The 15,384-nt window shown below is 40.6% G+C and carries 15 protein-coding genes; 6 read left to right on the top strand and 9 right to left on the bottom strand.

Annotated features, from left to right (window positions below):
* Nucleotides 1-60: 60 nt before the first annotated feature.
* The 4 genes from thrC to xerD form a co-directional block, all read right to left on the bottom strand.
* Nucleotides 61-1,200 (bottom strand): threonine synthase, encoded by a 1,140-nt coding sequence (thrC, locus tag NGC85_RS15575; RefSeq protein WP_254732262.1) that lies wholly within the window; start codon nucleotides 1,198-1,200, stop codon nucleotides 61-63.
* A 57-nt stretch (nucleotides 1,201-1,257) separates the two neighbouring features.
* A complete protein-coding gene (locus NGC85_RS15570) occupies nucleotides 1,258-2,559 on the bottom strand; it encodes a homoserine dehydrogenase (RefSeq protein WP_005050842.1) in 1,302 nt (433 codons plus the stop codon).
* Between the two features lie 128 nt (nucleotides 2,560-2,687).
* Complete coding sequence (locus NGC85_RS15565; protein ID WP_254732261.1) at nucleotides 2,688-3,503, bottom strand: DsbC family protein; 816 nt, start codon at nucleotides 3,501-3,503, stop codon at nucleotides 2,688-2,690.
* Nucleotides 3,504-3,633: 130 nt separating this feature from the next.
* Nucleotides 3,634-4,554 carry a site-specific tyrosine recombinase XerD gene (xerD, locus tag NGC85_RS15560; RefSeq protein WP_039909213.1) on the bottom strand — a complete coding sequence of 307 codons (921 nt, stop codon included), beginning with the start codon at nucleotides 4,552-4,554 and terminating at the stop codon, nucleotides 3,634-3,636.
* 149 nt (nucleotides 4,555-4,703) lie between these two features.
* On the opposite strand from xerD, the gene NGC85_RS15555 reads away from it, so the two are divergent.
* The 6 genes from NGC85_RS15555 (at nucleotide 4,704) to ftsW (ending at nucleotide 10,166) form a co-directional block, all read left to right on the top strand.
* Nucleotides 4,704-4,964, top strand: coding sequence for a FeoA family protein (locus tag NGC85_RS15555; RefSeq protein WP_005050848.1), 261 nt, complete (start codon nucleotides 4,704-4,706; stop codon nucleotides 4,962-4,964).
* Entirely contained in the window at nucleotides 4,961-6,814 is a 1,854-nt protein-coding gene (locus NGC85_RS15550) for a ferrous iron transporter B (RefSeq protein ID WP_254732260.1), read from the top strand. Before NGC85_RS15555 ends, NGC85_RS15550 begins: the two co-directional genes overlap by 4 nt.
* 55 nt (nucleotides 6,815-6,869) lie before the next feature.
* Nucleotides 6,870-7,121 (top strand): DUF6587 family protein, encoded by a 252-nt coding sequence (locus NGC85_RS15545; RefSeq protein ID WP_005060946.1) that lies wholly within the window; start codon nucleotides 6,870-6,872, stop codon nucleotides 7,119-7,121.
* A 61-nt stretch (nucleotides 7,122-7,182) separates the two neighbouring features.
* Complete coding sequence (locus NGC85_RS15540; RefSeq protein ID WP_005060948.1) at nucleotides 7,183-7,473, top strand: hypothetical protein; 291 nt, start codon at nucleotides 7,183-7,185, stop codon at nucleotides 7,471-7,473.
* 130 nt (nucleotides 7,474-7,603) lie between these two features.
* On the top strand, nucleotides 7,604-8,962 hold the full coding sequence (murD, locus tag NGC85_RS15535; protein ID WP_254732259.1) for a UDP-N-acetylmuramoyl-L-alanine--D-glutamate ligase: 1,359 nt from the start codon (nucleotides 7,604-7,606) through the stop codon (nucleotides 8,960-8,962).
* A gap of 10 nt (nucleotides 8,963-8,972) precedes the next feature.
* Complete coding sequence (gene ftsW / locus NGC85_RS15530; protein WP_254732258.1) at nucleotides 8,973-10,166, top strand: putative lipid II flippase FtsW; 1,194 nt, start codon at nucleotides 8,973-8,975, stop codon at nucleotides 10,164-10,166.
* 48 nt (nucleotides 10,167-10,214) lie between these two features.
* Here ftsW and gluQRS read toward each other — a convergent pair whose 3' ends face one another.
* The 5 genes from gluQRS to thiC all read right to left on the bottom strand — a co-directional run bounded on the left by gluQRS (nucleotide 10,215) and on the right by thiC (nucleotide 15,351).
* Nucleotides 10,215-11,078, bottom strand: coding sequence for a tRNA glutamyl-Q(34) synthetase GluQRS (gluQRS, locus tag NGC85_RS15525; protein ID WP_254732257.1), 864 nt, complete (start codon nucleotides 11,076-11,078; stop codon nucleotides 10,215-10,217).
* 129 nt (nucleotides 11,079-11,207) lie between these two features.
* Nucleotides 11,208-11,741, bottom strand: coding sequence for an RNA polymerase-binding protein DksA (gene dksA / locus NGC85_RS15520; RefSeq protein WP_005050857.1), 534 nt, complete (start codon nucleotides 11,739-11,741; stop codon nucleotides 11,208-11,210).
* Between the two features lie 189 nt (nucleotides 11,742-11,930).
* The gene (gene cpdA / locus NGC85_RS15515; protein WP_254732256.1) at nucleotides 11,931-12,746 is read right to left on the bottom strand and encodes a 3',5'-cyclic-AMP phosphodiesterase; all 816 of its coding nucleotides are present in this window, start codon (nucleotides 12,744-12,746) and stop codon (nucleotides 11,931-11,933) included.
* Nucleotides 12,747-12,771: 25 nt separating this feature from the next.
* The gene (locus tag NGC85_RS15510; RefSeq protein WP_005050859.1) at nucleotides 12,772-13,380 is read right to left on the bottom strand and encodes an NUDIX domain-containing protein; all 609 of its coding nucleotides are present in this window, start codon (nucleotides 13,378-13,380) and stop codon (nucleotides 12,772-12,774) included.
* A gap of 75 nt (nucleotides 13,381-13,455) precedes the next feature.
* Nucleotides 13,456-15,351: a phosphomethylpyrimidine synthase ThiC gene (thiC, locus tag NGC85_RS15505; RefSeq protein WP_254732255.1), complete on the bottom strand. Its 1,896-nt coding sequence runs from the start codon at nucleotides 15,349-15,351 to the stop codon at nucleotides 13,456-13,458.
* Nucleotides 15,352-15,384: the final 33 nt, after the last annotated feature.

Below are 15,384 nucleotides of genomic sequence, written 5' to 3'. Positions count from 1 at the left end.
CTTTTTGAGTAAAAAAACCAGTTGCAAGCAACTGGTTTTTTATTTCTTTAGAATTTATTCTTACATATTTGAAAGAATAGAATCTTTGACTTGATCCATTGTCGCATCAATTGACAACATCACAGCATCAGCACATTGCTTAATTGCTGTATCAGGATCTTTCAAACCATTACCAGTCACAGTACATACAATCACCGAACCTTCAGCAATTTTACCTGCTTTAATGTCACGAATTGCACCACCGATAGACGCTGCTGAAGCAGGTTCTACAAACACACCTTCATACATAGACAATAAGCGTTGAGCTTCTAAAATCTCACTATCTTGAAGTTCATCAAACCAGCCTTTAGAATCACGTACAACAGCTTTAGCATGGTTCCAGCTTTGTGGATTACCAATACGAATGGCTGTAGCAACAGTTTCAGGACTCTCAACTGGTGCACCACGTAAAAACGGTGCTGCGCCCGCAGCTTGATAACCTGCCATGATCGGTAAACCTTCAGGTTTAGGACCTGTGAATTGATCTGTTGCCGCATCATAGATGACTTGTTCGAATTGATCCGCAGGTTGGTTGGCAACGGCTTCGGTATAACCCATCCAGTGTGCCGTGATATTACCGGCATTACCTACTGGTAAGCAGTGATAATCAGGTGCACGACCTAAAGCTTCCACGATTTCGTAAGCAATGGTTTTTTGACCTTGCAAACGGTATGGATTAATCGAGTTTACAATCGTTACAGGCGCTTGATCAGCAACTTCTTTTACTAAACGCATACCATCATCGAAGTTACCACGAATTTGCATCGTGATTGCACCGTACATCATTGCTTGAGCCATTTTACCCATTGCAATTTTGCCTTCAGGGATCAAGACAAATGCTTTGATGTCTGCACGTGCTGCATATGCTGCCGCTGCTGCTGAAGTGTTGCCTGTAGATGCACAGATAATCGCTTTAGAGCCTTCTTCAACTGCTTTAGTCACTGCCATCGTCATGCCACGGTCTTTAAAAGAACCCGTTGGATTTAGACCTTCATACTTCACATAGATTTCAACATTCTTGCCAATAATACGTGGAATATTCTCTAATTTAATGAGCGGAGTATTACCTTCGCCTAAAGAAATAGCACGTGTAGTTGCAGACACAGGTAAACGGTCACGATAACGATCTACAAGACCAGTATAACGATTGGCATTCGACATGATGGTGTTCCAATATGAGGTAGAGCGGGGTGAGGGAGGTCATTTCCCTCAACCTGATTAACTATCGAGCGATTCTAAACGAATTCTTACGATTTCGCCACGAATTGCAGGTAATGCTTGAATTTGTGCTAAAGCTTCATCCATTTTTGACTCGATGATCGGATCGGTCAAGATTACGATTGGAATCAGATCTTTAAGGCGAGATTGCTGCATGATGGCATCAATACTGATACCAGCGCGACTCAAGATCGAGGTGACATCTGCCAACACACCTGTTTGATCTTCAGCATTTAAACGGATGTAATAACCCGTTGTCATTTCTTCACGGCTGAGAATCGGTACATTGGTCAATGCTTCAAAAGCAAGTTGCGGAATTGTACCTGCACCGTCTTCTGTGTAAGAAATATCACGGACAATGTCAATCACATCAGCAACAACAGCCGATGCTGTTGGACCTGCACCCGCGCCAGCACCGTAGTAAAGTGTTGGACCAACGGCGTGCGCTTGTACCAATACGGCATTTTTAACGCCATTTACATTAGCAATTAATTCTTCTGCAGGAATCAGTGTTGGATGTACACGTAACTCAATTCCTTTTTCTGCACGACGAGCAATACCTAAGTGTTTGATACGGAAACCAAGCTCTTCAGCATATTTCACATCTTGTGCTGTAATTTTGCTAATGCCTTCGGTATAGACTTTATTGAATTGAAGTGGGATACCAAACGCACACGACGCTAAAATTGTCAGCTTATGCGCGGCATCAATCCCTTCAACATCAAAAGTTGGATCAGCTTCAGCGTAACCGAGTTCTTGAGCTTCTTTAAGTACATCATCAAAAGCACGACCTTTTTCGCGCATTTCGGTCAAGATAAAGTTGCCTGTACCATTGATGATTCCTGCCAACCATTGAATATGGTTTGCAGCAAGACCTTCACGGATTACTTTAATAATTGGAATACCGCCAGCAACCGCTGCTTCATAGGCGATTTGCACAGCATTATCTTCGGCAGCCTTGAACAGCTCATTGCCATGTTCAGCAAGTAATGCTTTGTTCGCAGTGACAACTTGTTTGCCATGCTTAATGGCTTCCATGATGACTTCATAGGCAGGATGAATCCCACCCATCACTTCAACCACGACATCAACATCAGGTTGACGTACGATTTCCATGAGGTCTTCACTTTGCTTAATGCCATCAAGTTGTAAATCTGGACGTGGACGGCGGGTGCCTACGTGTGTAATTTGAATTTCTCGACCGGTACGGCGTTTAATTTCAGCAGCATTTTCTTGTAGTAATTTAAGGGCTCCACCACCTACAGTACCAAGACCGAGTATCGCCAGACGAACTGGTTTCACGTCACACTCCATTTTATTCAATCATTTTAATGAAGCTTGATCATAGCTAAAAAAGTGAGCAGACACTAGGGCTAAGATCATCTTTAATCTGTCGCCCGAGTCGTTTGATTTAGTCTTTTGAAAATATTTTATTTTTCGAGTCGTTTTGTGATTTCCTCAGGTGTCATATAGCCCCCTAAATACTCACCATCAACGTTGTAAATTGCAGGTGTTCCATTTACACCCATGTTTAAACCCAATTGATATTGATCACGAACAGGGTTTTTACATGCTGCTGCAGCAACAGGAAGGCCTTGTGTGGCTTGATCAAAAGCTGACTTACGATCTTCGCTACACCAAATGGCTTCCATAGTTGGCATAAATTGCTCGCCACGTGGCCATGCAATATAACGAACCTCAATGCCTTTGGCATTAATTTCAGCTAGATGTTCGTGTAGTTTATGGCAATAAGGACAGCTTGAATCGGTGAATACATAAATCACATGTTTTGCCTTGCCATCTTTAGCAGGGTAAACAATCAAATCTTCAGTTTTTAGAGCAGCTAAGTGTTTTTTATTTTCAGTTGCTTGTAATGATTCACTCACATTCTTCAGTTGCTTGTCGCCTAAACGAATTACATCACCTTGAATGATATATTGACCATCGCTGGTGGCATATACTGATCCCATGCCTTCTAAACTGACCCAGAATAAATTAGGTACTTCCGTTTTTTTAATCGCAACGATTTTGGCATTAATATTCGCGGTTTTAAAATGTTTTTCTAAGGTTGAGATGAGACGTTGTTGAGCATTACGTTCATTTAAGGTAGATGCTTCACCTGTCGCAGGTGCACTTGCTGTAAGAGCATCTTGTTTTTGTGCTGAATTTTCTTTTGAACATGCACTGACTAATAATGTTGATGCCAATGTACAAGCAAGTACGAGCTGAGAGCGAGTAAACGACATAAAGAACCTTTTGATAGTGTATTTATAAACTTGCTCAAGCATACCAAAAAATTAGATTTACTTCGTTAAATCTTGCTTGAGCTATGTGAACGAAATCTACTTTGCTGTATATCTTCGATAAAAGGCTGTTTTAACCCCTTGGATGGTATTTGCTGTGTAGTTCTTGCATCCGATGTTGCGCAACATGCGTATAAATTTGTGTGGTTGAAAGATCACTATGTCCGAGCAGCATTTGCACTACGCGTAAATCAGCGCCGTGATTGAGTAAGTGTGTCGCAAAGGCATGTCGTAGTGTATGCGGAGATAATTCAGCTTGAATATTGGCTTGCAGAGCATAACGTTTAATGGCGTACCAAAAATTTTGTCGACTCATGATCCCGCCGTGTTGAGTCAAAAATAAATAATCGGTACTACTTTTATAAAGCTGTGGACGTGATTCTGATAAATATTTTTCCACCCAATCGCATGCATACTGTCCGAGAGGTACGAGACGTTCTTTATTGCCTTTGCCTGTGATACGTAAAAAACCCTGTTTTAAATTAATGAGCTCTAAACGCAAATTGAGTAATTCAGAAACACGCAGTCCACATGCATATAAAACTTCTAACATAGCACGATCTCGAAGACCTAAAACATGCGTGATGTCTGGTGCATGAATCAAAGCTTCTACATCTTGTTCCGATAAATCTTTGGGTAAGGCACGACCAATTTTAGGCGAATGATGCGTTGCTACAGGATTGTCATCTCTTAGTTTTTGTTCTCTTAAAAATTTAAAGAATTGTCGTAATGCTGATAGACATCTTGCAATTGAACGTGGGCTTTTCCCTGCTTTGGTCAGCGCAATGAGTACATCTGCGATATCGTCACTTGACCATTGTGGTAATAGTGAGGTGGTGTGTAATTCACTACATTGGATCAAATCAGACAAATAGGCATTGCGTGTGTGTGGGCTGACTGTTTGAGCCACTAAATAATCTCGAAAACCTTGTAAAAACCCCAAATGTTCAGGAATGGTGACGGCAGTAGGAATACGAGGTTTTTTATTCAATATCATCAGAAAATTCCTTTATTCAGTTGCACTGTAAAAGAAAAATGAATTGTTGTCGATCTGTGACAAAGCGAAATGGCATTGAGATTGTTTTTGGTAATTATTCTCATTTGCTTGTATACTAGCCACAAAAGCGTTAAGGGTTAGAAGCGGTGCGATTGTCAGCATTAAAAGTCAAGCAAACAGCGATGATTACGAAAGTAAATCGCTTAGTCGATGAGGCAGAACAGCCAGATTTAGTTGCCGTTCGTTTAGAAAGTTTGGGCTTTGTACCTGGTACTCAAGTGCAGGTGATCACTAAAGGTATTTTTGGTGGTGATCCGATTCTAATCCAAATTGGTTTTACTCGTTTTGCGTTACGTAAAACCGAAGCAGACAAAATTGAAATTCAGCTTGAAGGAGCACCTGCATGAGTGATGCGCTACGTGTTGCCCTTGTGGGAAATCCAAACTGCGGTAAAACATCTTTATTTAATCATTTAACAGGAACTCGCCAAAAAGTAGCGAACTATGCGGGGGTCACTGTTGAACGTAAAGTTGGACATTTTCAGCTTCCTTCAGGAAAAAATGTTCGTGTCTTGGATTTACCAGGAACGTATAGCTTAAAAGCGACCAGTCCTGATGAAGAAATCACTCGTGATGTTTGCCAAGGTAAGATTGCGGAAGAAGGGCAGCAAGATGCCTTTTTATGTGTGGTTGATGCAACTAATTTGAAGCTACATCTAGGTCTCGTTTTAGAAGTCATCGAGCTTGGTCGTCCGATTCTTGTTGTATTAAATATGATGGATGAAGCACGTCGTCGTGGCATTCAGATTAATACACAGAAGTTATCTGAACGCTTGGGTGTGCCAGTGGTAGAGACTGTTGCGGTACGTAATTCAGGGATCGAAAATTTACTGCACGCATTAGATCAAGGTAAATACACAGTTCCACAAACCGAACTGAGTGGTTTGACAGGCGAACATCATCAAAAAATTGAAGTGATTTTCAAAGATGTCGTTAACTTTATTGATCAAGAAGATAAGCGTACAGATTTTCTAGATAAGATCTTTTTACACCCTGTATTAGGACTACTCAGTCTAGCAGTGATGATGTTCATTGTATTCCAAGCGGTATTTGCTTGGGCTGCACCTTTTATGGATGGAATTGAAACATTCTTTGGGTGGCTGGGTGAAACCTTGGGTGAGCACATAAGCCAACCTTTACTTCAAAGTTTAGTTGTTGATGGAATCATTGCAGGTGCTGGCGGTGTTGTGGTGTTCTTGCCACAAATTTTGATTCTGTTTTTCTTTATCTTGGTTTTAGAAGAATCAGGCTATTTACCTCGCGCAGCGTTTTTGCTTGATAAGTTGATGTTTAAAGCGGGTTTGAGTGGACGTGCTTTTATCCCTTTACTCTCAAGTTTTGCATGTGCAATCCCCGGTATTATGGCAACACGTAGTATTAGTGATCACCGTGATCGTTTCACCACGATTATGGTTGCACCGCTGATGACATGTTCGGCACGTTTGCCTGTATATGCTTTGCTGATAGCCGCATTTATTCCGACTCAAACAGTGTGGGGTATTTTTAATTTGCAAGGTTTAGTTTTATTTGGATTATACATGGCGGGAATTGTTAGTGCGCTATGTGTGTCTATGGTGATGAAATTTCTGCAAAAAGATAAATCACAGCATGCGCTATTACTCGAGCTACCAAGTTACCGTATTCCAGATTTGAGAAGTGTTGGGATTGGCTTACTGGATCGCGCCAAAATATTCTTAAAGCGCGTGGGTGGTATCATTTTCGCACTTTCAATTTTACTTTGGTTCTTATGTACTTTTCCTCAAGCGCCAGATGGAGCAACTCAACCTGCAATTGATTACAGTTTCGCAGGTATGTTAGGCCATTTATTACAACCTATTTTTGCACCTGTTGGTTTTAACTGGCAGATCGTGGTTGCACTGATTCCTGCAATGGCGGCGCGTGAAGTGGTGGTTGCTGCATTGGGTACTGTATATGCATTATCTGGTGCAGATGATGATGCGGTCGCTCAAGGTTTATCACACTTAATTAGTGCGGATGGAACAGGCTGGTCGCTTGCAACTGGATTATCACTCTTGGTGTGGTTTATCTATGCGCCGCATTGTTTGGCAACATTGGCAACGGTTCGCCGTGAAACAGGCTCATGGAAACACGTCGCAGTCATGACAGCTTATTTGTTTGGCTTAGCTTATTTAATGTCTTTCTTTACCTATCAAATTGCATCACGCATTTGGGGGTAATGAAATCTCACTTATACCTTCCTTCAAGTAAGGAAGGTAATTATTGGAGAGGCTTATGTTTGAGTACTTAATTATTGCTGTATTGGTGCTATGGAGTGCTATTGTTGTTTTTAAAAAAGTATTTCCTAAAACTGCAAGTTCAGCATCTCTAGCGGTCTCGAATTTTTGTCAGCGTTTAGGTTGGCAACGTTTGGCAGTCTGGTCTAAACCTAAAATAATAGTCGGTTGTGGCGGGGGCTGTGGTTGTTCAACAGATGAAGCTGAAAGTAAAAAAGCAGAGTCTATACAAGCGGTTAAATGGCGTTAAAAAATAGCAATCGCCTATATTTATTAATGATATAGGCGATTGTTGAAAGAAAATGATAAAAATGAATCAAATTCAAAAGATTGAAGAAAAACCGTTAAGCCTTAAGCATAAAATCATTCTGATTGGGTTTATGATCTTGGTTACGATAATCTTTCTACTCGGATTGAAGGATGAACCAACACCTTATCGAGCTGGATTGAATTGGCTAGGTACAATTTTTTGTTTCATCTATTTATGGTTACGACCTGAAGCTATTGCGCTAAAGATAAAGGGAATCCAACCGAAGAAAATTGACCGATTGATGTATTTGGCATTAGCTTTGTGGGTGATTGCATTGTTTACTTCATTCTGATTCAGCTATTCGATTTAGCTTTTACGCACTGACACAAAAAAGCATGAATAAAACTAAAACTGAAAAAGCATTTAAAACAGTAAAGTGCTAACATTTTTGCCATTCTGTGAACTGGAAAAATGGGGCAAAAATGTTAATACAACGTGGTGGATTAAAAGTTGTGGCTGGCTTGGGTATTTCAGGTGTGTCCGCAGTCAATTTTCTATTTGAAAAAGGCTACCAAGTTGCTGTCACAGATTCTCGTGCGATCCCTCCTGGGCATGATCAAATTCCAACAGGTGTTCGAACCAGTTTTGGAAAATTAGATACTGAGCTCTTATTGCAAGCAGAAGAAATTATTCTTAGTCCCGGTTTGGCACCCCAACTTCCTGAAATTCAGCAAGCCATTGGAAAAGGTATTCCAGTTGTTGGTGATATACAAATTTTACGTCGTGCAACAGATGCACCGATTGTTGCCATCACAGGTTCTAATGCTAAAAGTACAGTGACCACTCTCATTGGGTTAATGGCTGCGGATGCAGGAAAGAAAGTTGCAGTTGGGGGTAATTTAGGTCGTCCTGCATTAGATTTATTAAAAGATGAGCCTGAACTCATTATATTGGAATTGTCTAGTTTTCAACTTGAGACAACATCACACTTAAATGCTGATGTTGCTGTTGTCTTGAACATGAGTGAAGATCATTTAGATCGTCATGGTGATATGTTTGGTTATCACAAAGCCAAGCATCGAATCTTTCAAGGGGTAAAAAAGGTTGTTTATAACCGTGATGATAATTTAAGTCGTCCGCTTGTCCCTGATGTCACTCCAATGCAAAGTTTTGGTCTAAATGCCCCAGATTTAAATCAATTTGGGGTACTTCGAGATGCCGATGGCACGATGTGGTTGGCACGTGGTCGTGAACGTTTGCTTAAAACTTCAGAGATGTATATTCAAGGTATGCATAACGTTGCCAATGCTCTAGCGTGTTTGGCATTGGGTGAAGCGATCGCTTTGCCAATATCTTCTATGCTTGAGACCTTAAAACACTTTAAAGGCTTAGAGCATCGCTGTGAATACGTTAAAACAGTCGATGATGTACGTTACTACAATGATTCAAAAGGAACAAATGTCGGTGCAACCCTTGCTGCTATTGATGGTTTAGGTGCCGCAATTGAGGTGAAACAAGGTAAATTAGCACTTATTTTAGGTGGGCAGGGGAAAGGGCAAGATTTCAAACCATTACGTGAAGCAATTCAAAAATATGTGAAGAGTGTAATTTTGATTGGTGAAGACGCAGCTGTGATTGAGCAAGCTATTCAAGGCAGTAGTATTATTCAACATGCCAGTAGCTTAAAAGAGGCAGTAGAATTAGCTCAAAAAGTAACGCAGGCTGAAGATGTGGTATTGCTATCGCCTGCATGTGCAAGTTTTGATATGTTTAAAAGCTATAATGACCGTGGGCATCAATTCGTGGCATGTGTAAATGCCTTGAATGAAAATAAAAACTAGGAATAGAATTATGGCTGATTTAGCCCAAAACATGACTCAAAAGATTTCGCAGATATTGAATCGTTTGCCGAAATTTCCTGCGGAATTGACAGCACGAAATATTCTTATTTTTTGTGTGATTTCTTTATTATGTTTCGGTTCAGTGATGGTTGCATCGGCCTCAATGCCTTACGCTGAATATATTCATGAAAATCCTTTTTATTTTGTGATTCGTCATGGGATTTCGATTGTTGTTGCAGCAGTGGTCGCTTTTTTAACCTATCGTATCTCTTTGAATCTTTGGTTTAAAAATGCATTTCCTTTGTGGCTTGTGACCATGGTGCTATTGCTCGCTGTTTTGGTGGTCGGTTCAGAAGTGAATGGTGCACATCGGTGGATTAAAGTCGGTGGTTTTACGTTACAGCCGACTGAGATTGCCAAAATCGTGATGGCAATTTTTACCGCAGATTATGTTGTACGTCGTGCAAAAGAAGTTAGAACGCATTGGAAAGGTTTGTTACGACTGAGTGGAGTTATGGCGCTCACTGTCGGTTTTATTGTGGCAGAGCCTGACTTAGGTGCAACAGTCGTTATTGTTTTGATGATGGTTGGAGTGTTCTTTTTGGCAGGCGCACCCGCAACTCAGTTCTTAATTATGTTAGGGGCAATTCTTGCAGGGATTACCGCACTGATTTTATTTGAGCCATTCCGTTTTCAACGTTTAATTTCATTTACCAATCCTTGGGCAGATCCATTAGGTGTCGGTTATCAATTATCGAATGCATTGATGGCATTTGGACGAGGAGAGTGGGTTGGAACAGGTTTGGGGCATAGTGTCCAAAAACTTTCTTATCTTCCAGAAGCACATACAGACTTTATGCTCGCCGTTCTTGGTGAAGAATTTGGTTTTGTTGGTGTGACGTTGGTCATGATTCTCTCATTCACGATGTTGGCTTGCTGTATTCGTATTGGGCATCGTGCTTTGCAGCATAATTATTTAAGAGCAGGGTACTTAGCTTACGGTATTAGTATTATCTTCTTGCTGCAAATCTTAGTAAATGCAGGGATGAATATGGGCTTACTACCAACTAAAGGTTTGACCTTACCATTTATTAGTTATGGCGGTTCATCGTTAATGATGTGTGCGGCAATGATTAGTTTAATTCTGAAAATTGATGCATCTACACAAGAGTTGAATCCTGTGAAAGAAGAGTCAAATTTCTAACGATTTTCTGATTGAAAAGCCCTGACGATGCTCAGGGCTTTTTTTTGCTTATAAATAAGTAGCTGTGAGATGAATCCCTTTTGGAATTAAGTCCACATTCCATTGCTGCACAGCGTGTTGTAGCATAACTCTAGGCTGATCAAGTTCGACGAATGGCTGCCCTAGCGCTAATACCGCTTGCTGTAGAAGTTCTGGAGCTCTGTGAATATCCAAGGCTTGTGCCAAATTCTGTTTCGATAGTTTTTGCCCTTGATCATTCATCGCAAGCGGTAAATGCATATAGTTTAAACGCGGATAATTCAGCAAGGAACCCAACCAAATTTGTCGCGCTGTATTATCCAATAAATCTGCGCCACGAACGACATGAGTGATGTTTTGTAGATAGTCATCTACTACAACAGCCAATTGATAACTAATGATCCCATCACGACGTTTGAGAACGAAATCGCCAAGATCATGCTTGAGGTTTGAGCATTGCTGACCCTGTAAGCGATCGTCAAAACAAATCAATTGATCGGCAACTTTTAAACGAATCGCTTGCTCAGCAAAATCAAGATTTAGATCACGACAAGTGCCTGTATAAATATGATTAGAGCCGAGTATTTTTCGAGTACATTGACATGCATAGATTGCGTTAGCATTTTTTAATTGTTCTAACACATGCTCATAAAGACCTAAACGATCTTTTTGGAAGAGAATTTCAGCATCGGGTTCAAATTGAAAGGCATCAATACAGCTAAGAATGTGATTTTCGCTATCAGGATAGATGCGGGGAATATCTGTATCTTCAATACGAACCAGCCATTTACCCCGATTGGCTTTGGCATCGCAATAACTAGCAACTGCGGTGAGCAGGGAGCCAAAATGCAATGGGCCTGTAGGAGAGGGAGCAAATCGTCCAATGTAAGACATAAAGATTTTATGCTTGTGTATTTAAATCCTCCCCTAACCCCTCCTTTATAAGGAGGGGAATACCCGAATATCGTAAGTCTTTAAATTCGTAGTACTCCTCCCTTTTCAAAGGGAGGTTGGGAGGGATTATTAACCGTTGTTTTGCTTTTCTTTGATTTCAGCCAAAGTTTTGCAATCAATACATTGAGTTGCTGTTGGACGAGCTTCTAAGCGACGTAAACCGATTTCAATACCGCAAGTTTCGCAGTAACCGTAATCTTCGCTTTGAATTGCTTCAAGAGATTGTTCGATTTTACGAATGAGTTTGCGTTCACGGTCACGCGTACGTAATTCAATCGCAAACTCTTCTTCTTGAGTTGCACGGTCATTGACATCAGGAAGCGCAGTTGATTCATCTTGCATTGTATTCAAGGTGCGATCAACTTCTGACATTAACTCGGCTTTCCATGCATTTAAGATTTGGCGGAAATGCTCAAGTTGCCCTTCAGACATATATTCTTCATTTTTTTTCGGCTGATATGGTGCAATCCCAAATAAGCTTGCAGTGGTGCCACCTTCTGAAGCTTTCGGTTTGGTTTTACGCACACGTTTTACAGGCGCTTTTTGGTCGTCAATCACTTCTGTATTTTCGTCCAAGACTTGATTTTGGTTGTCATTCGCCATATAGGGCATTCCTCATCTTACACGTACTATCTATACGCAAAAAATATGGTGATATGCAAGTGTTTTTATAGAAACCTAAGATGGTTTTTTCCATCAAGGGTCGCCATCATATAGAGTTTTTGGACAAGATGGTAGTCATTCCCGCCCAGATTTTGTGAGAAATCGTCAATGTAATTTGTAATCAAAAATTTAGTCATAACCTAGAACTTCAGAGCTACTCAATCTTTGCGAGCTAGAAAGCCGATAAACTTGTGTTTCTAACTCGCCATTGGCTTTAAGGCGAATATAGCGATAGCCTGGATGTTCTTCATCTAATGCGAATTTATCGCTTTTTGGCTTAAATTGAATACAGGTTGATGGTGTTGATAAAAACTCGACACCCTGCCAACTATGAATAGAGTCTTGATGTACATGACCGCATACAATAGCTTTGACATTATGAAATGATTGAATAGTCTCTAGTAAATCAGAGGAATTCTTTAATTTATGTTGATCAATCCACGCGGATTGCATTGCAAATGGATGATGATGGCAAGCAATGATGACATGCCGATCTGATAATCGAGTGAGTTGCTCGGTTAAATACTGCAACTGTGCCTCAGTAATTTTCCCATCAATCCGTTGTGGTTGGGCGCTATTTAATAAAATAATACACCAAGCACCTAACTCGACGACTGTAGGTTGAGTAGGATCGACTTCATGAAAAGGGAAATGAGTAACATCATCATGGTTCCCCGGAGTATGAAAAAAGGGAATACCTAGACTTTGCATATATTGTAGATAGCGTTGATACGTCACGGGTGTTGGATTTTGTGCCAAATCGCCTGTATGTACTATTAAGTCAACTTCAGGGTGCTGTTGGCGCATCAAGTCGATTACAGCATGAAAACTTTGCTCAGGTTGCATCCCGACAAATTCTAAATGCGGATACTCTAATAAATGTGTATCAGTAATCTGTATCATCACAAAATCTTTTTGTGATAATGATGAGACTTGGAACGTCACCTTCTTACCCCTTTTAGATTTATTATCATTGTTGTATATGTTGAGCTAACCACTGTAATGCCATAATTACAGGTGCATTGCTCAAACGTCCATTTTTTAAAAGTGTTGATAATTGGTCATAGTTGAATAAATGAAGTTGGATATTTTCCCCTTCATCAGGCATGCCAAAAATTCCACCTTCATTCGGTAAATTTACTTCTGCTGTATATAAATGAAAAAATTCTGAACATGCACCAGCTGAGGGGTAGAAGCTGAATAAATGTTCTAATTCAGTGATTTCACAACCAGATTCTTCTAAGCTTTCACGGCGGATACAGGTTTCAGGTGATTCGTTTCCATCCAGTACACCTGCAATCACTTCGAGCTGCCAAGCAGACTCTGCATCGTTAAGTGCGCCAATACGAAATTGTTCAATTAAAGCAAATTTTTGTTTTTGATCGTTATAAAGTAAAACACCAGCAGCTTCAGGGCGATGTATTAATTCACGATGAATCAGTGGCGAATAATCACTTCGATTGAATAATCGATGCTTAAGGCTCACTTTCTCAACTTGAATGAATCCTCGAAATAAAAACTCTCGAGATTCTATCGTAACGTCGGATGCTGAATAGCTGGCGTGGTCAAGAATAGTCATCTGCAATCAGGATGAGATTGTACATATCTCATCCTAACCGAGAATGATTCACGGGAAAATCTTTTTTTAGTCGATTTAAAGCTTGTGGTATAGTTTTTGACCATGTTCCTGATAAGCGGTTTTCATCGCACTGAGACCTGCTTCAACTTCTGTTTCAGCATCATTTGACTGATTGGCATTGCGTTGATTTTGCGCATAATCTCGCACATTTTGTGTGATTTTCATCGAGCAGAATTTTGGTCCACACATTGAGCAGAAATGAGCAGATTTATGCGCTTCTTTCGGAAGTGTTTCATCATGCATACTGCGTGCTGTGTCTGGGTCTAAGCTTAAATTAAACTGATCATCCCAACGGAATTCAAAGCGTGCTTTTGATAGCGCGTTATCACGAACTTGAGCACCTGGATGACCTTTGGCTAAGTCAGCTGCATGTGCTGCAATTTTGTAGGTGATGATGCCGTCTTTCACGTCTTTTTTGTTTGGTAAACCTAAGTGTTCTTTAGGTGTTACGTAGCATAGCATTGCGGTACCGTACCAGCCGATCATCGCAGCGCCTATTGCAGAGGTAATGTGGTCATAGCCCGGTGCGATATCAGTTGTCAGTGGACCAAGTGTATAGAAAGGTGCTTCTTTACAGACCTCAAGTTGTAGATCCATATTTTCTTTAATCATATGCATAGGCACATGACCTGGACCTTCAATCATCACCTGTACATCATGTTCCCAAGCGCGATGTGTGAGTTCACCTAATGTCTTAAGTTCACTGAATTGTGCTTCGTCATTGGCATCCTGCACACAGCCTGGACGTAGACCATCACCTAAACTGAACGACACATCATAGGCTTTCATGATTTCACAAATTTCATCGAAATGCGTATACAAGAAGTTTTCTTGATGATGAGCGAGACACCACTGCGCCATAATTGAACCGCCACGAGACACAATACCTGTGAGACGATTTGCTGTCATTGGAACATAACGCAGTAATACACCAGCATGAATGGTGAAGTAATCTACACCTTGTTCAGCTTGTTCAATCAAGGTGTCTTTAAAAATTTCCCAAGTGAGATCTTCGGCAACACCATCAACTTTTTCCAAAGCTTGGTAAATTGGAACAGTGCCGATTGGAACAGGGGAATTACGGATAATCCATTCACGTGTTTCATGAATATTCTTACCCGTCGATAAGTCCATGATAGTGTCGGCGCCCCAACGCGTTGCCCATGTCATTTTAGCAACTTCTTCATCAATCGATGAACCTAGAGCGGAGTTCCCAATATTGGCATTAATTTTTACTAAAAAGTTGCGACCAATGATCATTGGTTCAATTTCAGGATGGTTAATGTTGGCAGGAATAATCGCACGTCCCTCAGCAACTTCTTGACGTACAAATTCTGGAGTAATTTCTTTTAAATTCTGTGCGCCAAAGTTTTGTCCAGCATGTTGGCGCATATCTACGCCTTCACCTTGGCGTTGATTCTCACGAATCGCAATATATTCCATTTCAGGGGTAATAATGCCTTGCTTGGCATAGTGCATTTGGGTAACGTTTTTACCTGCTTTAGCTCGACGAGGATTTTGAATATGAGCAAAACGAATGTCAGCAGTACGAATATCTTTTAAGCGAGCTTGACCAAAATCAGAGCTTAAACTTGAGAGTATGTCGGTATCATCACGTTCTTCAATCCAAGATTGACGGACAGATGGTAAACCTTGATTTAAGTCAATTTGTACATTTGGATCGGTATAAACACCTGATGTGTCATAAACCATAACAGGTGGATTGTATTCACCACCTAAGCCTGTTGGCGTTTCAGTTAAACTAATTTCACGAAAAGGAACTTGGATATCTTGGCGAGAACCTTGTATATAAACTTTTTTTGATGCGGGTAAAATACGAGTTAAATCTTTAGCATCTTGCTCATGTTGAGCAGAAATATCAGCAGAGGGAAGATTCGTTAATTGGTTCATGGCATGATCCTTATGTATTACATTAACGAATCA

Source organism: Acinetobacter sp. Z1, from assembly GCF_024296945.1.
Taxonomy (GTDB): Bacteria; Pseudomonadota; Gammaproteobacteria; order Pseudomonadales; family Moraxellaceae; genus Acinetobacter; species Acinetobacter beijerinckii.
This window is presented reverse-complemented; position numbering and strand designations above follow the sequence as displayed.

What these genes read in the sequence shown, in the direction of transcription:
- NGC85_RS15565 (WP_254732261.1), bottom strand. Translation starts at nt 3,503, where the DNA reads ATGTCGTTTACTCGCTCTCAGCTCGTACTTGCTTGTACATTGGCATCA.
- thrC (WP_254732262.1), bottom strand. Translation starts at nt 1,200, where the DNA reads ATGTCGAATGCCAATCGTTATACTGGTCTTGTAGATCGTTATCGTGAC.
- NGC85_RS15510 (WP_005050859.1), bottom strand. Translation starts at nt 13,380, where the DNA reads ATGACTATTCTTGACCACGCCAGCTATTCAGCATCCGACGTTACGATA.
- thiC (WP_254732255.1), bottom strand. Translation starts at nt 15,351, where the DNA reads ATGAACCAATTAACGAATCTTCCCTCTGCTGATATTTCTGCTCAACAT.
- dksA (WP_005050857.1), bottom strand. Translation starts at nt 11,741, where the DNA reads ATGGCGAATGACAACCAAAATCAAGTCTTGGACGAAAATACAGAAGTG.
- murD (WP_254732259.1), top strand. Translation starts at nt 7,604, where the DNA reads ATGTTAATACAACGTGGTGGATTAAAAGTTGTGGCTGGCTTGGGTATT.
- NGC85_RS15540 (WP_005060948.1), top strand. Translation starts at nt 7,183, where the DNA reads ATGAATCAAATTCAAAAGATTGAAGAAAAACCGTTAAGCCTTAAGCAT.
- NGC85_RS15545 (WP_005060946.1), top strand. Translation starts at nt 6,870, where the DNA reads ATGTTTGAGTACTTAATTATTGCTGTATTGGTGCTATGGAGTGCTATT.
- NGC85_RS15550 (WP_254732260.1), top strand. Translation starts at nt 4,961, where the DNA reads ATGAGTGATGCGCTACGTGTTGCCCTTGTGGGAAATCCAAACTGCGGT.
- gluQRS (WP_254732257.1), bottom strand. Translation starts at nt 11,078, where the DNA reads ATGTCTTACATTGGACGATTTGCTCCCTCTCCTACAGGCCCATTGCAT.
- ftsW (WP_254732258.1), top strand. Translation starts at nt 8,973, where the DNA reads ATGGCTGATTTAGCCCAAAACATGACTCAAAAGATTTCGCAGATATTG.